Below are 22700 nucleotides of genomic sequence, written 5' to 3'. Positions count from 1 at the left end.
GAGAGTCTCTCATGCGCATCGTGACTGCCCTGTTCGCCATCGCCGCTCTCGCCGCAACCCCGGCCATGGCCGCGCCGTGCAAGGACGCCAAGGGGAAGTTCATCAAATGCCCGCCCGCCAAAACCGCGCCGGTCAAGAAAGGCCCGTGCAAGGACGCGAAGGGCAAATTCGTGAAGTGCGCGACGAAGTAAGCGACCACAGTCTGTCGTGATGGGGCGGGTTGGCACTTTGCCGCCCTGCTTCCTATCTCCTCCCGCATGAAGATTTTCACCATCGGCTATGAAGGCGCGACGCAGGCGGCTTTGATCGCGGCTTTGCAGGCGGCGGGCGTGCGATTGCTCGCCGACGTCCGCGCCGTCCCGCTGTCACGCCGTCCGGGCTTTTCCAAGAATATTCTGGCGGCCGGATTGCGCGAGGCGGGCATCGACTATGTCGGCCTGAAAGCGCTGGGCACCCCGCCTGAGGGGCGGGAGGCCGCGCGCAAGGGCAACCACGCCCGGCTGGCCGCCATCTACGCCGGGCAACTCGACCTGCCCGAAGCGATTGTGCAGGCGGAGCAACTGAAAGACATGGCGGCCGATACGCCCACCGCGCTGCTGTGTTTCGAGCGCGACCCGTCGGGATGCCACCGGTCGCTGCTGATCGACGCAGTGATGCCGGACGCGGAGCGGGTTGATCTCTTCCCGGATTGAACAATGGCAATCCCCCCAACTCCATTCGCTTCGAGCGAAGTCGAGAAGTGGATAGCGCTGCGTCTGGGTTTCTCGACGACGCTCGAAACGAACGGAGGGAGGCGCGAATCCCGGCAGAGTTTCCAGTCCGGCAGCGCCCTTGTGATCCGTCCCATAACGGGCCAGTCGCGCGTTAACCCCGTTCGCGCCTTGGTGCAGGCGGCGGGCGGGCCTATCGAGACGCCATGCGCTTTTTATCCACGACCTTGCTGGTCACCGTCGCCATCACCGCCTCCGCCTTTGCGCAAGGGGGCAGCGCGCCGTTCACGGTGTCCGAAACGGGTCAGGGGTTCCGGTCGCTGGGCGATGCGATCGGCGCGATCGGCGATGCGCGTGGAACGATCGTCGCGGCGCCCGGCACCTATCATGAATGTGCTGTGCAGGATGCGGGCGATATCACCCTGCGTGCCAGGACGGCAGGAACAGTGATCTTCGACGGCGTGCCGTGCGAGGGCAAGGCAGCGCTTGTCCTGCGCGGTCGATCCAGCACGATCGACGGCATCATCGTTCAGAACATCCGCGTGCCGGACGGCAATGGCGCGGGCATCCGGTTGGAAAACGGCAATCTGACCGTGCGCAACAGCCTGTTCCGCAACAGCGAGGAAGGCATATTGACCGGCGATTATGATGGCGGGCAGGTGACGATCGACAAATCGACGTTCCGCAAGCTGGGCCGGTGCGACCGCGATCTGGATTGCGCGCATGGCATCTATGTCGGGCGACTGGCGAACCTGACCGTGACGAACAGCCGCTTCGATCAGGGCGAGGGCGGCCATTATCTCAAGACCCGCACGGCGCGCGTGACAATCGTCGACAATAGTTTCGACGACAGCGCGGGCAAACTGACCAACTATATGATCGACCTGTCCAACGGCGCGAGCGGGGTCATTCGCGGCAATGCCATGGTGCAGGGGAAGGACAAGGACAACTGGTCCGCCTTCATCACCGTCGCGCCCGAAGGCCGCGAGCATGACAGCGCCGGGCTGGTGATCGAGGGGAACAGGGCGGGCTTCGTGCCGGGGCTGGAACGGGGATCGACCTTCGTTGCCAACTTCACCGACGACGCCGTGCGCATCGGTCAGAATCAGCTTGCCCCCTCGATGAAGGTCAAGGATCGGCGCTGACTTGCCAGCGGACGGCGCAGCGGCGATAATCGCGCCCATGCGAACCACCTATAACAGCGCCACCGTGCGGCTCTATCACTTAAGCGATTCCGATGGCGGGGGCGCGGCGACGACGTTGTTCTATGGCCCGTTCAGCGAAGCGATGCGGCTGGCCGAACTGGAGCCGCAGGACGTGCAGGACGGGCTGTATCTAGCGACTGACAATGACGTGGTCGCCTATCTGGATCTGCTGGAATCCTGAGCGGATCATCCGTCCGCAAACCCGAACGGCGCGCGTGTCCGCCGATAATCGTCGGGCAGCATCTCCCGCCCGATCGGCGGGGCTGAACGGGCCATGCAGCGGGGGCGGTGGCACAGGCGGCATGTGACGCCGATCGGCGTGGGTGTGGGCGGCGCTACGGGCGCGTCCTGCGTATAGATCAGACGATGCGCATGGTCCGCCGCGCAACATAAAGCGATGGCGCGCTCGACCTTCGCCGCGCCCCATGTGCCGCCGCCCGCCGTCACCGTGCGCGCGATCGAGAAATAGCGCTGGCCATCGGGCAGTTCCAGCCACTGCGTCACCACCGTGCGCGGTGTTTCGAACACGCGATGCACCGACCAGAGCGGGCAGGAACCGCCATGCCGGGCAAAGGGAAAGCCCGCGCCATCCAGCCTTTTCGACACATTGCCGGCCTGATCCACGCGCAGGAAGAAGAAAGGCACCCGTTCCTGCCCCGGCTTTTGCAGCGTGGTCAGGCGGTGAGCGGTCTGTTCGAAGCTGGTGCCGAACTGGCGGGCCAGCGCCTCCACATCATAATGGCGCGCCTCCACCGCTTTGGCGAAGGCGCCATAGGGCATCAGGATCGCCGCCGCGCCGTAGCTGGCCAGAGCGCGGCGCGCGAGGCGGTGGCCGCTGTCGTCGCTGAACGCCCCATCCTTAAGGATCGCGTCGAAACTTTTGCGCATATCCAGATAGGCGATCTGAAGCGCGAGCTGAAACTGGGCGCTGGCCCCGTCCAGCGCATCGTCCAGCAGCACGGCGTCGCGGTGCCGGTCCAGCCGCCGCATCGACCCGGCCATGACGTCCGATGGCAAGCGGCGCACGCGCAGATTATGCTTTGCCCGAAGCCATGCCGACAGCCCGCCAAGCCCCTCCGCCTCCGCCGCCAGCCGCTCGCCCGCATCGTCCAGCATCGGGAAGCTGTTGCGCCGAGCGGCCAGAAAGCGGCGCGATTGCGCGACCGGATCGACCATATCCTCGACCGGCTGCGTCCCCGCATCCCGGTCTGCGAGCGCCAGATGTTCCTGTCGATAGCTGGTATAGAGCCGCAGCAATGCTTCGGTGATGCCCGGATAATTGACCGCAACATCGCCCGTCGCCAGTTGCGGCAAGTCGATGTCGGCGAACATCGGATCTTTGAGCACCGCATGCAGCCGCGCAGTCTGCTCCGCGCCGCCATCCCCCGCCACCTCTGCCATGTCGAGTTTATAGGTGCGCGCGAGGCGCAGCAGCATGTCGGCGGTCAGGGGCCGCTGGTTGCGTTCCAGCAGGGCAACATAGGAAGCGGAAATGTCGAGGTCGGCGGCCATGTCAGCCTGCGTCAGGCCCAGGTCGCGGCGTAACCGTCGCAAACGCGGACCCATGTAAACCGGGCGATCCTTGGCCATCTCGACTCTCCTGTGCAGGCTTGACAACTTTACAGCAGATTTTTGTAAAGATCGACAACTGAACTAAGCGATGGCTGCTGCGCCGGGCAGGGCGGGTCTATGCGGTGAAGCAACAGCTCACCCGACAAACCGAGGACCGGCCCATGACCTATCAGGACAATATCGCAAAAGCGCAGACGTTGATCGGCGATCATCCCGGCACATGGGATGGTATCGACGCCGAATCGGTGGCGCGCATGCAGTTGCAGAACCGCTTCCACACCGGCATCGACATCGCCAGATATACCGCTGGCATCATGCGGCGGGACATGGCGGCCTATGATCTGGACCCGGCCAATTACACCCAGTCGCTGGGCTGCTGGCACGGCTTCATCGGTCAGCAGAAAATGATCGCGATCAAGAAGCATTTCGGCACGACCAAGGGCAAATATCTTTATCTGTCCGGCTGGATGGTCGCGGCGCTACGCAGCGATTTTGGGCCTTTGCCCGACCAGTCTATGCACGAGAAGACCAGCGTTCCCGCGCTGATCGAGGAGCTTTACACCTTCCTCAAGCAGGCGGATGCGCGCGAACTGGGCATGTTGTTCCGCGATCTGGACAAGGCGCGCGGGGACGGCAACGCGGTCGAAGCGCAGCGCCTGATCCACGCGATCGACCATTATGAAACCCATGTCGTGCCGATCATCGCCGATATCGACGCAGGCTTTGGCAATGCCGAGGCGACCTATCTGCTCGCCAGGAAAATGATCGAAGCGGGCGCCTGCGCGCTCCAGATCGAAAATCAGGTCAGTGACGAAAAACAGTGCGGGCATCAGGATGGTAAGGTCACGGTCCCGCATGAGGACTTCCTCGCGAAGGTCCGCGCCTGCCGCTACGCCTTTCTGGAACTGGGCGTTACGGATGGCATCATCGTCACGCGCACCGACTCGCTGGGTGCGGGACTGACCAAGCAGATCGCGGTCAGCAAGGAACCGGGCGACATCGGCGACCAGTATAACAGCTTCCTCGATTGCGAAGAGATTGATCCGGCGACCGCACGCAACGGCGACGTCATCCTGAACCGCGACGGCAAGCTGTTGCGTCCCAAGCGTCTGCCCAGCAACCTGTTCCAGTTCCGCGAAGGCACCGGCGCGGACCGCTGCGTCCTCGATTGCATCACAAGTCTGCAAAATGGCGCAGACCTGCTGTGGATCGAGACGGAAAAGCCGCATATCGAACAGATCGCCTCGATGGTCGATCGCATCCGGCAAGTCGTGCCGAACGCCAAGCTGGTCTATAATAATTCGCCCAGCTTCAACTGGACGCTCAACTTCCGCCAGCAGGTGTTCGACGCGTGGGTCGAGGCGGGCAGGGATGTCGCCGCTTATGACCGGGCACGGTTGATGAGCGTCGATTATGACGACACTGACCTGGGCCGGGAAGCTGACGAACGCATCCGCACCTTCCAGAAAGACGCGGCGGCGCGGGCGGGTATTTTCCATCACCTCATCACCCTGCCGACCTATCACACCGCTGCGCTCAGCACCGACAATCTGGCGAAGGACTATTTCGGCGAGGCGGGGATGCTGGGCTATGTCGAGGGTGTCCAGCGCAAGGAAATCCGCCAGGGCATCGCCTGCGTCCGGCACCAGAATATGTCCGGCAGCGACATCGGCGACGATCATAAGGACTATTTCGCTGGCGAGGCCGCTTTGAAGGCGGGCGGGGCGCATAACACGATGAATCAGTTCGCGGCATAAGGGAGAGTTTGCGGCCAGACCCTGCCCGTCATACCCGCCTGCGCGCGAATGACGGGCAGGGTGAAGCTGTATCAGAGCCATCATGCGGGGGCATCGACACTCTCCCGCATGCGTGGGTGGAAGAAACTCGACGGCCCGGCAGTGAACTGTCGGGTCGTTTTTTTGGAGCGCGTTGGGCGTTCAAAGCCAGTTTGGAAGCCCTGCCCTGCAAGGGGACCGTTGCGAAATACGTTATTCACAAATTTTCACGTCATCCCCGCGCAGGCGGGGATCCATCTCTCACCTTATCGTCTTGATTTCAGGTCCGGAGATGGATCCCCGCCTGCGCGGGAATGACGATAATTCTTAATGGAATCCGTATTTCGCAACGACCTCCTGCAAGGGAGGGATAATAATGTGCTGCTTTTGGCTCATCTGCTCCGATAAACGCCGTCCGATCAGCCACCCCGCTCAACCCAACGCCCGCTCCACCACCAGTGCATAGATCCGCGCCAGATCGCGCAGATCCTGCACTGCCACGGCTTCGTCCAGCTTGTGCATGGTCGCGTTGTTCAGGCCAAACTCCACTACCGGGCATAGGCGCGAGAGGAAGCGGGCGTCCGATGTGCCGCCTGTGGTCGACAGCTCCGTTTCTACCCCCGTCACGTCGCGGATGGCGCCGCTGATCAGCGTGCTGAACGCGCCGGGCGGGGTCAGGAAGGGTTCGCCGCTGATCCTGGCTTCCACGGTGCCGCCATCGCGCGCGGCGATCGCGCTGATCCGTTCGATCAGCGAAGCGCCGCTGTGCCGGTCGTTGAAGCGGATGGAAATGCGCGCGGTGGCTGCACCGGGTATGACATTATGAGCCGGGTTGCCGACGTCCAGATCGGTAATTTCGATGTTGCTCGGCTGGAACCAGTCGGTGCCTTCGTCCAGCACATCCGCCTCGATCGCCGACAGGATGCGCACCAGCGGCGAAATCGGATTGTCGGCCAGATGGGGGTAGGCGACATGGCCCTGTGTGCCCGCCACCCTGATCCACATATTCACCGACCCGCGCCGCCCGATCTTCACGACATCGCCCAGTCGCGCCGATGATGTGGGTTCCCCCACCAGACACAGGTCCGGGCGCAATTCGCGCGCCGCCATCCGCTCCATCAGCGCCAGCGTGCCATGCACCGCCGGGCCTTCCTCGTCGCCGGTGATGATGAGGCTGATCGTGCCGGTCGCGTCATCGGGCAAGTCGCCCAGCGCCGCGACGAAGGCGGCGATCGACCCCTTCATATCCACCGCGCCGCGCCCGTAGAGGAGGTCGCCGCGTATCTCCGGCGCGAAAGCGTCGCTGGTCCAGCCGGGACCGGGCGGCACCACATCCAGATGCCCGGCAAAGGCGAAATGCGCGCCCGGCCCGGTCGTGCGCCACGCCAGCAGATTTTCCACCGGCCCGTCTGGCGCGTCGCCCGCCACAAAGCGCTCGACCGTAAAGCCCAGCGGCGTCAGCATCGCTTCCATCACGTCGAACACTGCGCCGGTCGCAGGCGTGACGGATGGACAGGCCATCAGACGCTGCGCCAGCGTTACGACATCGTCTTTGGCTCTGGTCATGCTCATGGCATGGCGTTAGCGAAAGCGATGCCGATTGGCCAGAGTCGGCGAAAGGACAGGCGATGCCCCGGATAGAAGTGGACCAGATCGCGCCAGTCAACACCACCGGCTATCCGCTGCCCTATGGGCATGCGGTGGCGCAGCGCTGGTATCGACGCCTTGGCCCCGCGAGCGACCTGACCGATTTCGGTGTCAGTCATGTCGTGCTGAAACCCGGCGCTGCCTCGTCGCAGCGGCACTGGCATGAAGATGAGGATGAGTTCGTCGTGATGCTGGCGGGGCAGGCGGTGCTGGTCGAGGATGGCGCGCGCACGCCGATGGGACCGGGCGACATGGCCGCCTTTCCCAAGGGCGTGCCGAACGGGCATCAACTGTGCAACGAAAGCGACGCGGATTGCGTGTTTCTGGCCATCGGCCGTCCGGCGTCGAGCGATTGCCATTATCCCGATATCGACCTGCACCTGTCGGGCGGGGTCTATCGGCGCAAGGACGGGAGCCTTTTTTGATATGAACCCATTGCATCGCCGCACACTGATTGCGGGGTTTGGCGCTGGCCTTGCAGCATGGCCGCTGGCCGCCCGCACGCCCGTTATGCCATCGACCGCTCTGGTCAGGCCGCCGCGCCTGCGCGCGGGCGATACGGTGGGCCTGATCGAACCGGCGGGCTTCGTCGATGACGCGTTCGACCTCGATCTGGTGATGGACACGATCCGCGCCATGGGGCTGGTGCCAAAGGCTGCGCCGCATCTGGGCCAGCGCGACGGCTATCTGGCGGGGACGGACAGGGACCGCGCGGCGGACGTGAACGCCATGTATGCGGACAAGGATGTGCGGGCGGTTTTCGCAGTGCGCGGCGGATGGGGCTGCGCGCGCATCCTGCCCTTTCTGGATTTCAGGGCGATTCGCGCCAATCCCAAGCTGCTGGTCGGCTTTTCCGACATCACCGCGCTGCATCTGGCCTTTGCCGCGCGCGCTGGCTTCACCACCATCCACGGTCCCAACGCGGCGAGTGGTTGGGGGCGTTTCTCCTGGGATGCTTTCCGCGCCGTCGCCTTCGACGCGGAGACCCCGACCTTTGCCGCGCCTGTCGGGACGGAGGATCGGCTGGTCCAGCGTAATGGCCGCACGCGCACATTCCATCCCGGCAAGGCGAGCGGGCGATTGCTGGGCGGCAATCTGACCGTGCTGTGCGCGTTGATGGGGACGCCTTATCTGCCCGACTTTACCGGCGCGATCCTGTTTATCGAGGATACTGGCGAACCACCCTATCGCATCGACCGGATGCTGACGCAGTTGGCGCTGGCGGGCGTGCTGGGGCGGCTGGCGGGCGTGGTGTTTGGCCAATGCACCGATTGCGGCCCGGCGGGCGCATCCTTTGGCGGCTTTACCCTGTCGCAGGTGCTGCAACAGCATCTGGCCCCGCTGCGCGTCCCCGCCTTTCAGGGTGCGCCCTTCGGCCATGTCGCCAGTCAGGTCAGCTTGGCCGTCGGCGCGCGCGCGGAAATCGACGCGGAAGCCGGGACCATCCGCCTGCTCGAACCGGCGGTTGCCTGATCCCACGCGGCAAGTGGGCCGATCATTTCTTGCCGGGTCTAAACCGGCTCTTCATACGGCTGGGGGGGCGGTTCGCTCCCGCCAGTCGTGAAGTCGGTATAAAAAATAAGTGTAATCAATAGCATAGATAGGCTATTTGAGCCATGGGTCAGCCCTTTCCAACTGGGTGAAGCCGCCCGGCTCCCTCGCCTGATCGCCCTGCCGCCATCCTTGCCGATCGGGCAGGGGGTCCACACATCCGTGCGCCTGTGCCATGGCGCGCACACCCTGTTACCCGAGGATCGAATGGCGGACGCAAAGACCCTGACCCATCTGGAGCGACTGGAAGCAGAAAGCATCCACATCCTGCGCGAAGTGGTGGCCGAAGCGGACAAGCCGGTCATGCTCTACAGCGTCGGCAAGGACAGCGCGGTGATGCTGCATCTGGCGCGCAAGGCCTTCTATCCCTCGCCGCCGCCATTCCCGCTGCTGCATGTCGATACGACCTGGAAATTCCGCGCCATGTACGACCTGCGCGACCGGATGGCGCGGGAAAGCGGCATGGAACTGCTGGTCTATCAAAATCAGGAAGCCAAGGATCGCGGCATCAATCCGTTCGATCATGGCGCGCTCCACACCGATATGTGGAAGACCGAAGGGCTGAAGCAGGCGCTCAATCTCTACGGTTTCGACGCGGCCTTCGGCGGCGCGCGGCGCGACGAGGAAAAGAGCCGGGCGAAGGAACGCATCTTCTCCTTCCGCACTGCCTCCCACGGCTGGGATCCCAAGAACCAGCGCCCGGAACTGTGGAACCTCTACAACGCCAAAAAGAACAAGGGGGAGAGCATCCGCATCTTCCCGATCAGCAACTGGACCGAACTCGACATCTGGCAATATATTCAGCTGAACGATGTGCCGATCGTCCCGCTCTATTTTGCCGCGAAACGCCCGACGGTGGAGCGCGACGGCATGTTGCTGATGGTGGACGACGACCGCTTCCCGCTCCAGCCCGGCGAAACGCCAGTAGACCGCTCCATCCGCTTCCGCACGCTTGGCTGCTACCCGCTGACCGGCGCGGTGGAGAGCGAGGCGGCGACGCTTTCCGAAGTGATTCAGGAAATGCTGCTGACCACCACGTCCGAGCGGCAGGGCCGTGCGATCGACAAGGATGCAGGCGGCGCAGGCATGGAGAAGAAGAAGCAGGAAGGTTACTTCTAACGAAGTTTCCCCTTCCGTTCGGGCTGAGCTTGTCGAAGCCCAGTCCTTTTCTTCAAGAAGTAAAGCCCTTCGACAGGCTCAGGGCGAACGGTGAAAGAAACCGACATGACTGACGTTTCCACAGACCCCATCTACCAGACCGACGCGCTCATCGCGCAGGACATCGACGCCTATCTTGAAACGCATCAGCATAAGACGATGCTGCGTTTCATCACCTGCGGGTCGGTGGACGACGGCAAATCGACGCTGATCGGGCGGCTGCTCTACGACAGCAAGATGATCTTCGAGGATCAGCTTGCCGCACTGGAAGCCGACAGCAAGCGCGTCGGCACGCAGGGACAGGAGATCGACTTCGCCCTGCTGGTCGATGGTCTGGCTGCCGAGCGGGAGCAGGGCATCACTATCGACGTCGCCTATCGCTTCTTCGCCACGGAAAAGCGCAAGTTCATCGTCGCCGACACGCCCGGCCACGAACAATATACCCGCAACATGGTGACCGGCGCGTCCACCGCTGACCTCGCCGTCATCCTGATCGACGCGCGCAAGGGCATATTGACGCAAACGCGCCGCCACAGCTACCTCGCCCACCTGATCGGCATCCGCAACATCGTGCTGGCCGTCAACAAGATGGATCTGGTTGGATACGATCAGGCCGTCTTCGACCGGATCGTTGCCGACTACACCGATTTCGCCACCAGCATCGGCATCACCGCCTTCACCCCCATGCCGATCAGCGGGTTCAAGGGCGATAACATCACCACGCCCAGCGCCAATACGCCCTGGTACACCGGCCCCGCGCTCATCGAACATCTCGAAACGGTGGAGGTCAACAGCGCCGCCGACGCGGAAAAGCCGTTTCGTATGCCGGTGCAGTGGGTCAACCGCCCCAATCTCGATTTCCGGGGCTTTTCCGGCCTGATCGCAACCGGGTCGGTCAAGCCGGGCGACGCCATTCGCGTGTTGCCTTCGGGCAAGACCAGCACCGTCAGCCGCATCGTCACGATGCCCGGAAAGGCCGACCCGGCAAGCGGGATCGGTGGGGACGGCGACCTTTCCGAAGCCGTCGCTGGCCAGTCCGTCACACTGACCTTTGCCGACGAAATCGACTGTTCGCGCGGCGACGTCATCGCGCTGGCCGACAATCCGCCACAAGCCGCCGACCAGTTCGAAGCGACGATCGTGTGGATGGATGACGAAGCGATGCTGCCGGGCCGCGCCTATTGGCTCAAGACCGCGACGCAGACCGTCAGCGCGACCGTGCAGCAGCCCAAATATCAGGTCAACGTCAACACGATGGAGCAGTTGGCAGCCAAGACGCTGGAACTGAACGCTATCGGCGTCGCCAACCTGTCCACCGATCGCGGCGTCGTGTTCGAACCCTATGCCGACAATCGGACATTGGGTGGCTTCATCCTGATCGACAAGATGACCAACGCGACGGTCGGCGCGGGCATGATCCATTTCGCGCTGCGCCGCGCCCAGAATGTCCATTGGCAGGCGACGGAAATCAGCCGCGAAGCCCATGCCCGGCAAAAGGGGCAGCAGCCCCGCCTGCTATGGTTCACTGGCCTGTCGGGGTCGGGCAAATCGACCATCGCCAATCTGGTGGAAAAGAAACTGCACGCCATGGGCCGCCACAGCTTCCTGCTGGACGGCGACAATGTGCGCCATGGCCTCAACAAGGATCTGGGCTTTACCGACGCCGACCGGGTGGAAAATATCCGCCGCGTGGGCGAAGTCGCCAAGCTAATGACCGACGCGGGCCTGATCGTCCTGACTGCCTTCATCTCGCCCTTCCGCGCCGAACGCGACATGGCGCGCAGCATGATGCCAGCGGGCGAGTTCATCGAAATCTTCGTGGATACGCCTTTGGCAGATGCGGAGGCGCGTGATGTGAAGGGGCTGTACAAGAAAGCGCGGGCTGGCACGCTCGCCAACTTCACTGGCATCGACAGCCCCTATGAAGCGCCCGAACGGCCCGAAATCCGCATCGACACGACGCGCACCTCGCCCGAAGACGCTGCCGAACAGATTGTCGAGCGGGTGCTGGGCATCTGGTCGCACGACCTGTGATGGACAAGGCCATGACCGACGCGCAACTCGCCGCTCATCTGGCGCAGGCCGCCGGGCGCATCCTGCTGGAAGTGCGCGTGTCGGGCATGTTCAGTCCCAAAGCATTGGGCAAGGCGGGGGACCAGACCGCCAACCAGTTCCTCGTCGCGGCGCTGCGCGAACAGCGGCCCGACGATGGGCTGCTATCCGAAGAAATGCAGTGCGACGGCACCCGATTGCAGAAATCGCGCGTATGGATCGTCGATCCGGTCGATGGCACGCGTGAATATAGCGAGGAACGGCAGGACTGGGCCGTGCATGTGGGCCTCGCCATCGACGGTGTGCCGGTCATCGGCGCGGTGGCGTTGCCGGGCATGGATCTGGACGGGCAGGGCGGAGGCATGGTCCTGCGCACGGATCAGCCGATCGCCGTGCCGCCCGGCGCGGATCGCCCCCGCATGGTCGTGTCCCGCACCCGCCCCGCACCCGAAGCCATCGCAATCGCCGCCCGGCTGGGCGCTGAACTGGTGCCGATGGGTTCTGCGGGCGCAAAGGCGATGGCCATCGTCCTGGGTCAGGCCGACATCTATCTTCATTCCGGCGGGCAATATGAATGGGATTCGATGGCCCCGGTCGCCGTCGCACTCGCGCACGGCCTCCATGCCAGCCGCATCGATGGCAGTCCGCTCGTCTATAATCAGGCGGAGGTCTATCTGCCCGACCTGCTCATCTGCCGCAAAGCCGACGCGGCGCTGTTGCTCGACCTGATCGCGCAGGTGCAGGCGGAAGCTAAGGCAGAAACCAATTGATGCTGTTCCCCGGCCTTCGCCGGGGAACACAAGATTAAATACCAGCCTGCGCCAGCAAAGCCTTAGCCCCCGCAGGCACCATCAACTCCGCCATCGCTGCGACCAGCGCACAACTCCCCGGCGCAACCGCTTCGCCGCGCACCATGACCTCGCCATCCTGCGGGACCACCAGAAACGGCCCTTCGCCATAATGCGCCGCCATCCCAGCGCTCGGCGTCCCCTCGATCCTGTCGAGCCGGAACAGCGGCCCGGACACCAGCGTCACCTCCCCATGGCCAGGCACGGACGCCCGATACCGGTCGGGATAAGGCACGCCGGACGCGACCGCGATCCCCTTGTCCAGATGCAGTTCGCGCGGACGGCCATAGTCGTAGAGGCGATAGGTGATGTCGCTATTCTGTTGCACTTCGATCAGGCTGATGCCCGCGCCGATCGCATGGACGGTATTGGCCGGGATATAGAAAAAATCGCCCGGCTTCACCGCATGCCACGACATCAGATGTTCGATACTGCCATCCAGCGCCGCCGCGCGCATCGCGTCCGCGTCGATCGGCGCATCGAAACCGATGCCCAGCTTTGCACCCGGCTGCGCATCGACGATCAGCCAGCATTCCTCCTTGCCCTGCCGCCCCAGCCCGTCGGCCTGCGTCTGCGCATCGGACGGATGAACCTGCACCGACAGATTTTCGCTGGTGAAGATATATTTGACCAGCAATTGCGGCAATTGCGGCGGTGGCTCGAACCAGATTTCGCCGATCCGTTCATCACCGTCCCGCGCGAAGGGTGGCGGCAGAACATCGCAGCCCCATGGCTTGGCGACCCGGCGTATCGGCAGGTCCACGCTCATCGATTGCCCACTCGCATCATCATCTTCTTCATCTCGTCGTTGCTTTCGCCATTCAACGCGCATCATCCATCAAAGGCGCACCGCAACCGCATGGCCGTTGAAAAAACACGCTTGGTCAGCACTTGCCTGTCCGCTCGTTACCCGCCCGTTGCATCGCCCGCAACCCGCTCCGCCGCCGCCATCACCCGCAATATATTGCCGCCCACCAGCTTGGCGATGTCGCGGTCGCTCCATCCCCGCCGCATCAGTTCAGCGAGCAGCGCGGGATAGGTTTCGACCCCGCCCAACCCCTGCGGCAAATCCCCCACGCCATCGAAATCGCTGCCGATGCCGACATGATCCACGCCCGCTTGCTTGACGATATGGTCGATATGATCCGCCACTTGTCCGATCGTCGATACAGGTTCCGGGTGCGCCGCTTCCCACGTCGCCAGCGCCTTGGCAGCGCCCACCGGATCGCCGACATGCAGCCCGCCAAAGGGCGGCGCATTGTTGCGGGCGATCTCCGCGCTGCGATCCGCGCCCCAGACGCGGCGCGCTTCCGACACATATTGCGCGGCGAAATTCACCATCACCACGCCGCCATTGGCCGCCACCTGTTTCAGCACGGCGTCGGATACATTACGCGGCGTATCGCACAGCGCCCGCGCGTTGGAGTGGGAAAAGATGACTGGCGCCTTCGTCACGCGCAACGCATCCAGCATCGTTGCTTCGCTGACGTGGCTCAGATCCACCAGCATCCCCAGCCGGTTGAGTTCGCGCACCACATCCTCCCCGAATGGCGTCAGGCCGTCATGCCTGGGGTCGTCGGTCGCGCTGTCCGCCCAGTCGGTCGTACGGCTGTGCGTCAGCGTAAGATAGGCCGCGCCCAGCCCGCGATAGGCGCGCAGTACCGCCAGACTGCCGTCGATCTGCCCGCCGCCCTCGACCCCGATCAGCGACCCGATCCGCCCGGCCCGATGCGCGGCGCGCAGGTCTTCGGCGGTGCGCACCATCGTGAAATCGCGCGGATAGCGTTCGGCAAGCGCATGCACCATGCCGATCTGGTCCAGCGTATCCTTCACTTGCTGTACCGGTGGCAGGTCCGCCGACACCCATACCGACCAGAACTGGCCGCCCACGCCGCCAGCGTGCAGGCGCGTTATGTCGCTATGATAGGTCGCCGGGTCCAGATGCGTCAGGTCCATCGTCCAGCGCGCATCCTTCGCCTTTTCCGCCAGCGCTTCGGGCCAGTCATTATGCCCGTCGATCAGCGGCGTGGCCTTCAGAACACGGGCGATACGCGCGGCATAGGGATCGGCGGGCGCGGCCTGAACAGCGAGCGGAGCGAGAAGCAGCGGTAGCGCCGCGAAACGAAGCATTGTCATCGCCCCAGCCTATGGCCGCGCCTCCCCAAGTCAATGCGCATGGCAACGAAACGAAGCCGCGTGGACATTGCATCGTCCCGCCACTTCATCCATGCTTTTGCCCATCGCCATGTCCCAGTCCCGATCCCCCGTCATTGACCCGCTCACATTGCTTCAGGCCTATTCGATCGGCGTCTTTCCCATGGCCGACGACCGGGATGATGACGACATCTACTGGGTAGAGCCCAAGCGCCGGGCGACGCTGCCGCTCGATGCTTTCCACCTGTCCGGCTCGCTCGCCAGGACGCTGCGCCGCGACCGTTTCCGCGTGACCGCCAACCGCGCCTTTGCGCAGATACTGGCCCTGTGCGCCCAATCCGCGCCGGATCGCCCATCGACCTGGATCAATCATCCGATCGAACAGGCCTATGGCACGCTGCACGCCCATGGTTTTGCCCATTCGGTCGAGGTGTGGGAAGATGAAGAACTGGTCGGCGGCCTCTATGGCGTAGCGATCGGGCGCGCCTTTTTCGGTGAGAGCATGGTGTCGCGACGCACCGACGCGTCGAAAGTCGCACTGGCCTGGCTCGTCGCGCGGCTGCGTTTTGGCGGTTTCACCCTGCTCGACTGCCAGTTCATGACCGATCATCTGCGCAGCATGGGCGCGATCGAAATGGACCAGCGCGATTATCTGATGTTGCTGGGCGCGGCGGTCGCTGGCGTGGGACTGGGCGCAGGCGGTGGCGCTTCGGTTGCGGCATTGTCGGCCGGTTCGGGCGTTGCGGCTGAACGCGCCTTCGCCCCACTGGCCGCGTCGCCCTTGCCGCCCAGCGTCACGGAGTCAGGCCCACTTTCGGGCCAGACCATCGCGCAGCTTCTGACCCACACATCATAGATCGGGTGCTGCACGACATTGCGGTCGGGCCGTTCGCGGAACAGCCAGCCGGAAAAGTTGCGCCGCCATTTGCCATCCGCGCTGCTGCGCACGTCCAGTTGCACGAACGCACCGGTATCCTGCACATTTTCCCACGGTGCGCTGGTTTCGCACGCCTGCAGCCGCACGATCGCATCGCCCACGCGCAACGCTTCGCCCGGCTTCATCGTCAGGTCGCGGGTCAGCCCGTTGCGCTTGTTGAGCAGGCCAATGACGGCGACACGCTCCGCCATCGGCGTGCCGGGCAGAGCAGCGTCGGTGCCAGAACGGATCGGCGCGCCCTCCACCTTCACCGGCCCGGTCTGATTCGCGGCGGGCATATCCCTGTCGCTACATCCCGCCAGCGCGAGCGCCAGCAGCGGCGTTGCCGGCCACAGGCCCGCGCGCGCGCGAATCATGATGCGTCGGGGCTCCACGCCTCATAATCGCCGGTAGCCCGCTGCCGCTGGCCGCCCTTTTCCATCGCACCCGAAGGGCGATAGGCCAGCGCGGTGCCAGTGGCGTTGGGCGTGGATTCCAGTTCCCAGATGCGCGGCGGCGGCAAGAAACTTTCCGGCACGCCCTCGATCGAATGATGCAGCCAGCCATGCCATTCGGCCGGCACGCGGCTGGCGTCGTTGGCGCCGTTATAGATCACCCAGCGGCGCAGGCCGCCGTTCAGGCCGACGCCGCCTTCATAATAGATATTGCCCTGATGATCCTCGCCCACCTTGCTGCCCTTGCGAGCGGTGAAGAACGAGGTGCCGATGGTTGCGCCATCCCACCAGGTGAAGATCTTGCCGAGGATTCCCATGGGGCAAGCGCTTAGCCCCTGTGACAGGCCATTGGCAAGGTGGATGTGGGATTATCGGGCGCTCGCGGGACAGAAATTCACGTCCGTCACTCGCTTCTCGCCCGGCACGGCGCACCCGCCCCATGCCACACGGTCGCCTTCACCAATGCCCAGTTCCCCCGCACGTCCGCCACGCAGTTCCAGCACGGCGGCCACCGGGATACCCGCTGACACTGGCTCGCGCGAATAAGGGACGGTGTTCGCGCCGATAAACGCGATCGTCCCGTCGGTGCGGATGAAGATCATATCCAGCGGAATGAGCGTATTTTTCATCCAGAAACTCGCCGTGCGCGGCGGGTCCATGGGGAACAGCATCCCCCCGTCGTCGGCCAGCGACTTGCGAAACATCAACCCCTGCGCCTGCTGGTCGGGAGTCTGCGCGACCTCCACATCGAAACGATGCGCGCCTTTGGTGGTGGTGATGACGACCGGCAGCGTGGTAGCGACGGTTTGTGCTTGCGCGCTGTTCTGCGCGGCTGGTTCGGAACTGGAGCAGGCGGCTAGCAGGCCAAGAGTCAGAAGGGCGGACAAACGGATCATGCCCATCCCTTAATGCGATTCGCGCGGAATGGGGAGGGGTTAACCCTTAAAGCGCGGTTGTAAAGGCTGGCGTGCGGTCACCCAACCCTCTCCCGCAAAGGCGGGAGAGGGATACAAAAGTCACCACCCCACCACACCCCCAAAACCCCTTCCAAAATAGGATTTCATCTGATTTACCCTGGTTGATGGACCAGCACCCACACCCCAATCCGCCAGCGCCCGTCGCGCCCCCGCCGACCGCCCAACCGCGATGGACCCCCGACAAACAACGTCGTTTCCTCACCATCCTGCTCGCCACCGGCAATGTTACGCAGGCGGCCCGTGCCGTCGCCATGTCGCCTGCCAGCGCGCATCGCCTGCGCCGTCGTCTGGCCGGTACGCCGTTCGACCGGACATGGGTCAATGCCCTGACCCTCCATGCGCAAAGCCTCGCCGATCCCTTCAACGCGGACCCCGCCCTTGCCATGACCCGGCAGGCGCGCCGCTGATGCGTGGGGCGCGCGCCGCCATGACCCGACACACACGCCCCCGTGACCCAATCGACGCGTCATTGTCGCTTCCCCGGCGCGTAACCGGCGCAAACCCACGCATTCAGCCCGCAAAATCACATCAGCAACGCTATGAACTTCACCCCACTGACCCACTCGTGACCCGACTTACGCGTCGTCCTCCACCAACGCCTCCCCCGGCGGCGCATCGACCCAGCGCCGCGCCACGGCATAGGCATGGCCCGCGCGCAAGAATGCGGCGATCGCTTTCTCCCGCTGCTTGGGGTCCATCGGCCCGGTGGCATAGGGGCCGACCCGCTTGCGCCGGGCAAAGCGGTCCGCCGCCGCCCACGCTTGCGACACGATCTGTGCGTCCGCCTGCACCCGGTCTTCCTCGCCGATCCCGGCCGCGCGCAGATCCTGCTCGATCCGCCGTGCGCCATAGCCGCGCCGGGCCAGCGCCCCGCTCTTCATCACCGCATAGCCCGCGTCGTCGATATAGCCCAGATCCACGAAACGGTCGGCCAGCCCATCCGGGTCGGCAGGCTGTTCGCCGCCCCATCCGCGTTCCTTGATCTTGCGCTTCAGATAGTCGAGCAGCTTGCCCCGGCTGGTCGCAAAACGTCCCACATAGCGCAGCGCCATGTCGCGCAGCGCGGTTTCATCGAGCGGTGGGGGGACGCGTTTGCCGGTCATCTTGGTGCATCATGCGACATGCGCCATGTTTATGCCACAGTCGGGCCGGAATTTCACCGTGCCTTGTACGCTACAAGGACAGGCTGGATCACAACTATCCGGTGCAAGTCGCAGCCAAAGATGGTAGCGGCCGCGCTTTAATGATTTTCATGACATTGGGTGAAACCAATATGACGGGTTCGCAAGAGATGATGGCACCGACGCCGACCAATGATGATCTGCCGCGCCGTCTCTCGGACTTCGGGACGCTGGGCGAAGCGCTGGACTATGCGGCGCAGGGCAAGCGTGGGTTGAATTTCCACGATGCGCGTGGCAATCTGGCGCGGCCCTATCCGTTCAGCGAATTGCGCGACGACGCCATCGCCTGCGCCCACCGGCTTGTCGCTCATGGTGTCAAACCCGCCGATCGCGTCGCTCTGGTCGCCGAAACGGGCGCCGACTTCGCCATGCTGTTCTTTGGCATCGTCTATGCGGGCGCATGGCCTGTCCCGCTGCCGCTGCCGACCAGTTTCGGTGGCAAGGAAAGCTATATTGAACAGCTCAATGTCCAATTGAGCAGCTGCGACCCGATGCTGTTCCTCTTCCCCAGAGAACTGGCGGAGATGGCTGGCGAGTCCGGCCGCCAGAAATCGGTCGAAAGCATCGCGTTCGAAGATTTCATCGCCCGCGAAGCACCCGCCATTGCCCTGCCACAGGCGCAGCCGCAGGAAATCGCCTATCTGCAATATAGCAGCGGATCGACCCGCTTCCCCCATGGCGTCGCGGTCACGCATCATGCGCTGCTCAGCAACCTGTCGGCGCACAGCCACGGGATGCAGGTGCAGGACAGCGATCGCTGCATCAGCTGGCTGCCATGGTATCATGACATGGGTCTGGTCGGCTGCTTCCTGTCGCCCGTCGCCAATCAGGTGTCGACCGATTACATGAAGACGGAGGATTTTGCCCGTCGTCCGCTGGCATGGCTCGACCTCATCAGCCGCAATACCGGCACTTCGATCAGCTATTCGCCGACCTTCGGTTACGACATCTGTGCGCGCCGCATGTCCAGCCAGACCAAGGCGCAGGACCGCTTCGACCTGTCCCGCTGGCGGCTGGCGGGCAATGGTGCGGACATGATCCGCCCCGATGTGATGCAAAGTTTCGTGGACGCCTTTGCCGACGCGGGCTTCTCGCCCTTCGCTTTCCTGCCCAGCTACGGTCTGGCCGAGGCGACGCTGGCCGTCACGATCATGCCGCCGGGCGAAGGCATCATTGTCGAACTGGTCGAGGAAACCGACCTGTCGGGCGCCGCCGCGACTGAAGGGCGGCCGCAGCGTTTCCGCTCGATCGTCAATTGCGGCAAGCCTGCCAAGGATATGGTCGTGGAAATCCGCGACGAAGATGGCGGCGTGCTGAACGAACGGCAGATCGGCAAGGTCTGGACTACCGGGCCGTCGCTGATGGTCGGCTATTTCCGCGATCAGGCCGCGACCGACGCCTGCATGGCGCCCGATTCATTGAACCGCGTCTGGCTCGACACTGGCGACATGGGCTATCTGTCCGACGGCTATCTCTACATCGTGGGCCGCGCCAAGGACATGATCATCATCAACGGCAAGAATCACTGGCCGCAGGATATCGAATGGGCGGTCGAACAACTGCCCGGCTTCAAGCAGGGTGACATCGCCGCTTTCGCCATCACGACGCCGGGTGGTGAGGAAGCGCCTGCCGTGCTGGTCCATTGCCGTACGTCCGACAATGAAGAACGCTCCCGCCTGCGCGACCAGATCCGCGAACGCGTCCGCGCCATCACCGGCATGAACTGCGTCGTCGAACTGGTGCCACCCCGCACCCTGCCACGCACCAGCTCAGGCAAATTGAGCCGGTCGAAAGCGCGCAACCTCTATCTGACCGGCGAAATCAGGCCCTACGACATCGCAGCGTGATGGCGCACGGTTCTCGCCTGATCCGTTCGTCCTGAGTAGCTGCTGCGCGAAGTCGAAGCGGCGTATCGAAGGATGCGTATGGCAAACGGGACGGGCTTGACCCTAACCCCCCTGAAGCTGCCGCTCCACCTGCGTCCATAGCGCCGCAAATTCCTTCGCCGGGGGCGAAGTCGGCGCAAATGCACCCAATGGCTTGCGGCGCACCGTCATCTGCTCGATCGCACTGGCCATCGGGATAGCAGCCCAGCCGGGTTGTTCGTCCAGCGCCTTGCGATGCAGGCTGCGGCGGCGGTCCACCATCGAATAGACCGGCATGATCGGCGCATGGCTGCCCCCACGCTGGACCAGATAGCGGGCAACTTCGCCCATAGCCCGCTGCGACAGGGGAGAAGGGATGACCGGAATGACGATGATGTCGGCAGCGCGCAGCACCTGTTCGCTGGTTTCGGTCAGGCCGGGTGGGCAGTCGAGGATGATGCGGTCATAATCCTTGCCCAGGCTCTCGATCAGCTTCGACAGGCGCTTCTTCTTGTCCATCTCCCGAAACAGATGGTCCAGACTGCGCAGCGACGTATCGGCCGCGATCAGGTCCAGCCCCGGCACGGTCGATGGCTGGATCAGCTTGCGGACGTCGACATCCTTGCTGAAAATCGCCTGCGCCGCGTCCCGGCTTTCCATGTCGGTGGACAACAGCCAACTGGACGCCGCCTGCGGATCAAGATCCCACAACAGCGTACGGCGCTTGGATATGCTGGCCGATGCCCAGGCGAGGTTGATCGCAAAGGTTGTTTTGCCAACGCCACCTTTAAGGCTGTAGACGGCGATGGTCGCCAATACCGGTTCCTTTGCCATGGGGCGGGAGGCTAAGGCTTCCCGCCATCAAAGCAAGTCCTCAATCATGGCAATGTTACAACCGCGTGACCTGTCCGGTCATGCTCGGAATATCACAGGATGTCGTGAACCTTGTCCTGAGGACGGCAGAAGCGCACGCCCTTGTCCGTCTCGACGAAGGGCCGGTTCACATAGGCCGGGTGCGCGACCATTGCGTCCAGTATTGCCGCGTCGTCCATGTCGGGCAAGCCACGCTCCTGCGCATCCGTCCCCATCAGGCGCAGTGCCTGACCCGGCGTCATCCCTGCATCAGCGATCAACTGCGACAGCTTGGCATGTGTATAAGGCGTCGAAAGATAGTCGATCACCTCGACTTCGACGCCCGGCGTTTCCTGCAAAATTGCTAGCGTCTTGCGTGACGTGCCGCATTTGGGATTATGCCAGATGGTCGCCTTCATGCGTTACCATCCTTGGCCAGCCAATCCTCCAGCCACTTGATCGTATAATCGCCGTTCAGGAAATCGGGTTCCTCCAGCAATGCCTGGTGCAGTGGGATCGTGGTTTTCATCCCCTCGATCACATATTCCTGCAACGCGCGCTTCAACCGCATGATCGCGCCTTCGCGAGTGCGGCCATAAACGATCAGCTTGCCGATCATGCTGTCATAATAGGGCGGGACTTTGTAGCCCTGATACAGGCCGCTATCGACGCGTACGTGCATGCCGCCGGGGACATGATAGCGTGTGACCGTGCCGGGCGAGGGCGCAAAGGTGCGGGGATCTTCGGCATTGATACGACATTCGATCGCATGGCCGGTAAAACGCAGATCCTTTTGCTCGACCGACAGCGGCCGGCCTTCGGCGATGCGGATCTGTTCGCGGACCAGATCGACGCCGGTGATCATCTCGGTCACTGGATGTTCGACCTGGAGCCGGGTGTTCATCTCGATGAAGTAGAATTCGCCGTCTTCCCACAGGAATTCGATCGTCCCTGCGCCGCGATAGCCCATGTCGGCCATCGCCTTGGCGCAAATGCCACCGATCCGGTCGCGGTCGGCCTGCCCCAAAATGGGGGAGGGGGCTTCTTCCAGCACCTTTTGATGACGCCGCTGGAGCGAGCAGTCGCGTTCGCCCAGATGGATAGCGTTGCCCTTGCCATCGCCGAACACCTGAATCTCGATATGGCGCGGATTGCCGAGATATTTTTCCAGATAGACGGTCGCGTCGCCGAACGCTGCTTTCGCTTCCGATCCGGCCTGCTGCATCAGCGTTTCCAGATCGTCGGGCGAGGTGCAGACCTTCATGCCGCGACCGCCGCCGCCCGATGCGGCCTTGATGATGACGGGGTAGCCAGCCTTTTCCGCGATCGCCTTGGCTTCGGCCAGATCGCTGATCGCGCCATCGGAGCCGGGAACGAGCGGCAGGCCAAGCGCGCCAGCGGTACGCTTGGCTTCGATCTTGTCGCCCATCGTGCGGATATGTTCAGGCTTGGGGCCGACGAACGCGATACCGTGTGCTTCCACGATTTCGGCGAACTTGGCGTTTTCCGACAGGAAGCCATAGCCCGGATGGATCGCATCCGCGCCGGAAATTTCGGCAGCCGATATGATCGCCGCGACGTTGAGATAGCTGTCCCGCGCAGCAGGCGGCCCGATGCAGATCGCTTCGTCGGCCAGCCGCACATGCATGGCGTCAGCGTCGGCGGTGGAATGAACCGCAACCGTCTTGATGCCCATTTCATGGCATGCGCGGTGGATTCGCAGCGCGATCTCGCCCCGGTTGGCGATCAGCAGCTTTTCAATGGCCATAATCGTGCCCGGCC

At 63.6% G+C, this 22700-nt stretch carries 24 protein-coding genes and 1 pseudogene; 13 read left to right on the top strand and 12 right to left on the bottom strand.

Annotation, left to right across the window (positions count from 1 at the left end):
* Positions 1-11 precede the first annotated feature (11 nt).
* The 4 genes from WA070_RS04110 to WA070_RS04095 all read left to right on the top strand — a co-directional run bounded on the left by WA070_RS04110 (position 12) and on the right by WA070_RS04095 (position 2096).
* Positions 12-191: a hypothetical protein gene (locus tag WA070_RS04110; protein ID WP_422632879.1), complete on the top strand. Its 180-nt coding sequence runs from the start codon at positions 12-14 to the stop codon at positions 189-191.
* A 66-nt stretch (positions 192-257) separates the two neighbouring features.
* Complete coding sequence (locus tag WA070_RS04105) at positions 258-692, top strand: DUF488 family protein (RefSeq protein ID WP_422632878.1); 435 nt, start codon at positions 258-260, stop codon at positions 690-692.
* Positions 693-916: 224 nt separating this feature from the next.
* Positions 917-1855, top strand: coding sequence for a right-handed parallel beta-helix repeat-containing protein (locus tag WA070_RS04100; protein ID WP_422632877.1), 939 nt, complete (start codon positions 917-919; stop codon positions 1853-1855).
* Positions 1856-1892: 37 nt separating this feature from the next.
* Positions 1893-2096, top strand: coding sequence for a hypothetical protein (locus WA070_RS04095; protein WP_422632876.1), 204 nt, complete (start codon positions 1893-1895; stop codon positions 2094-2096).
* A gap of 5 nt (positions 2097-2101) precedes the next feature.
* Here the strand turns inward: WA070_RS04095 and WA070_RS04090 are convergent, their stop codons facing one another.
* The gene (locus WA070_RS04090; protein WP_422632875.1) at positions 2102-3505 is read right to left on the bottom strand and encodes a helix-turn-helix domain-containing protein; all 1404 of its coding nucleotides are present in this window, start codon (positions 3503-3505) and stop codon (positions 2102-2104) included.
* 143 nt (positions 3506-3648) lie between these two features.
* Here WA070_RS04090 and WA070_RS04085 point away from each other — a divergent pair, with 143 nt between their 5' ends.
* On the top strand, positions 3649-5244 hold the full coding sequence (locus WA070_RS04085) for an isocitrate lyase (RefSeq protein ID WP_422632874.1): 1596 nt from the start codon (positions 3649-3651) through the stop codon (positions 5242-5244).
* Positions 5245-5694: 450 nt separating this feature from the next.
* On the opposite strand, the gene dapE is transcribed toward WA070_RS04085, so the two are convergent.
* Positions 5695-6834 carry a succinyl-diaminopimelate desuccinylase gene (gene dapE / locus WA070_RS04080; protein WP_422632873.1) on the bottom strand — a complete coding sequence of 380 codons (1140 nt, stop codon included), beginning with the start codon at positions 6832-6834 and terminating at the stop codon, positions 5695-5697.
* 56 nt (positions 6835-6890) lie between these two features.
* On the opposite strand from dapE, the gene WA070_RS04075 reads away from it, so the two are divergent.
* Positions 6891-7334, top strand: a complete 444-nt coding sequence (locus WA070_RS04075; RefSeq protein WP_422632872.1) for a cupin domain-containing protein — start codon at positions 6891-6893, stop codon at positions 7332-7334.
* Position 7335: 1 nt separating this feature from the next.
* Complete coding sequence (locus WA070_RS04070) at positions 7336-8382, top strand: S66 peptidase family protein (protein ID WP_422632871.1); 1047 nt, start codon at positions 7336-7338, stop codon at positions 8380-8382.
* 132 nt (positions 8383-8514) lie between these two features.
* On the opposite strand, the gene WA070_RS04065 is transcribed toward WA070_RS04070, so the two are convergent.
* Positions 8515-8637, bottom strand: coding sequence for a hypothetical protein (locus tag WA070_RS04065; RefSeq protein ID WP_422632870.1), 123 nt, complete (start codon positions 8635-8637; stop codon positions 8515-8517).
* Positions 8638-8667: 30 nt separating this feature from the next.
* On the opposite strand from WA070_RS04065, the gene cysD reads away from it, so the two are divergent.
* The 3 genes from cysD (at position 8668) to WA070_RS04050 (ending at position 12440) form a co-directional block, all read left to right on the top strand.
* A complete protein-coding gene (cysD, locus tag WA070_RS04060; protein ID WP_422632869.1) occupies positions 8668-9579 on the top strand; it encodes a sulfate adenylyltransferase subunit CysD in 912 nt (303 codons plus the stop codon).
* A 105-nt stretch (positions 9580-9684) separates the two neighbouring features.
* On the top strand, positions 9685-11652 hold the full coding sequence (gene cysN / locus WA070_RS04055) for a sulfate adenylyltransferase subunit CysN (RefSeq protein ID WP_422632868.1): 1968 nt from the start codon (positions 9685-9687) through the stop codon (positions 11650-11652).
* Positions 11653-11663: 11 nt separating this feature from the next.
* Complete coding sequence (locus WA070_RS04050; protein WP_422632867.1) at positions 11664-12440, top strand: 3'(2'),5'-bisphosphate nucleotidase CysQ; 777 nt, start codon at positions 11664-11666, stop codon at positions 12438-12440.
* Between the two features lie 34 nt (positions 12441-12474).
* Here the strand turns inward: WA070_RS04050 and WA070_RS04045 are convergent, their stop codons facing one another.
* Entirely contained in the window at positions 12475-13287 is an 813-nt protein-coding gene (locus WA070_RS04045) for a class I mannose-6-phosphate isomerase (RefSeq protein WP_422632866.1), read from the bottom strand.
* Between the two features lie 137 nt (positions 13288-13424).
* The gene (locus WA070_RS04040) at positions 13425-14654 is read right to left on the bottom strand and encodes a dipeptidase (RefSeq protein ID WP_422632865.1); all 1230 of its coding nucleotides are present in this window, start codon (positions 14652-14654) and stop codon (positions 13425-13427) included.
* A gap of 109 nt (positions 14655-14763) precedes the next feature.
* On the opposite strand from WA070_RS04040, the gene aat reads away from it, so the two are divergent.
* Positions 14764-15528, top strand: a complete 765-nt coding sequence (aat, locus tag WA070_RS04035) for a leucyl/phenylalanyl-tRNA--protein transferase (RefSeq protein WP_422632864.1) — start codon at positions 14764-14766, stop codon at positions 15526-15528.
* Positions 15529-15563: 35 nt separating this feature from the next.
* On the opposite strand, the pseudogene WA070_RS04030 reads toward aat, so the two are convergent.
* The 3 genes and pseudogenes from WA070_RS04030 to WA070_RS04020 form a co-directional block, all read right to left on the bottom strand.
* Positions 15564-15734: pseudogene (locus WA070_RS04030) on the bottom strand (DUF2155 domain-containing protein); the annotation flags it as partial.
* Between the two features lie 227 nt (positions 15735-15961).
* Positions 15962-16360, bottom strand: a complete 399-nt coding sequence (locus WA070_RS04025; RefSeq protein ID WP_422632863.1) for an NADH:ubiquinone oxidoreductase subunit NDUFA12 — start codon at positions 16358-16360, stop codon at positions 15962-15964.
* 51 nt (positions 16361-16411) lie between these two features.
* Entirely contained in the window at positions 16412-16939 is a 528-nt protein-coding gene (locus WA070_RS04020) for a DUF192 domain-containing protein (protein ID WP_422632862.1), read from the bottom strand.
* A 185-nt stretch (positions 16940-17124) separates the two neighbouring features.
* Here WA070_RS04020 and WA070_RS04015 point away from each other — a divergent pair, with 185 nt between their 5' ends.
* The gene (locus WA070_RS04015; RefSeq protein WP_422632861.1) at positions 17125-17427 is read left to right on the top strand and encodes a LysR family transcriptional regulator; all 303 of its coding nucleotides are present in this window, start codon (positions 17125-17127) and stop codon (positions 17425-17427) included.
* Positions 17428-17595: 168 nt separating this feature from the next.
* Here the strand turns inward: WA070_RS04015 and WA070_RS04010 are convergent, their stop codons facing one another.
* A complete protein-coding gene (locus WA070_RS04010; RefSeq protein WP_422632860.1) occupies positions 17596-18123 on the bottom strand; it encodes a regulatory protein RecX in 528 nt (175 codons plus the stop codon).
* A 149-nt stretch (positions 18124-18272) separates the two neighbouring features.
* On the opposite strand from WA070_RS04010, the gene WA070_RS04005 reads away from it, so the two are divergent.
* Positions 18273-20048, top strand: coding sequence for a fatty acyl-AMP ligase (locus WA070_RS04005; protein WP_422632859.1), 1776 nt, complete (start codon positions 18273-18275; stop codon positions 20046-20048).
* 102 nt (positions 20049-20150) lie between these two features.
* Here WA070_RS04005 and WA070_RS04000 read toward each other — a convergent pair whose 3' ends face one another.
* From WA070_RS04000 to accC, 3 genes are all read right to left on the bottom strand, one after another.
* Positions 20151-20900, bottom strand: a complete 750-nt coding sequence (locus WA070_RS04000) for a ParA family protein (RefSeq protein WP_422632858.1) — start codon at positions 20898-20900, stop codon at positions 20151-20153.
* A 92-nt stretch (positions 20901-20992) separates the two neighbouring features.
* Positions 20993-21337 carry an arsenate reductase family protein gene (locus tag WA070_RS03995; RefSeq protein ID WP_422632857.1) on the bottom strand — a complete coding sequence of 115 codons (345 nt, stop codon included), beginning with the start codon at positions 21335-21337 and terminating at the stop codon, positions 20993-20995.
* Positions 21334-22686 carry an acetyl-CoA carboxylase biotin carboxylase subunit gene (gene accC / locus WA070_RS03990; RefSeq protein ID WP_422632856.1) on the bottom strand — a complete coding sequence of 451 codons (1353 nt, stop codon included), beginning with the start codon at positions 22684-22686 and terminating at the stop codon, positions 21334-21336. The genes WA070_RS03995 and accC overlap by 4 nt, the downstream gene beginning before the upstream one ends.
* Positions 22687-22700: the final 14 nt, after the last annotated feature.

Origin of the sequence: Sphingobium sp. (assembly GCF_049304695.1) — a bacterium.
GTDB lineage: Bacteria > Pseudomonadota > Alphaproteobacteria > Sphingomonadales > Sphingomonadaceae > Sphingobium.
This window is presented reverse-complemented; position numbering and strand designations above follow the sequence as displayed.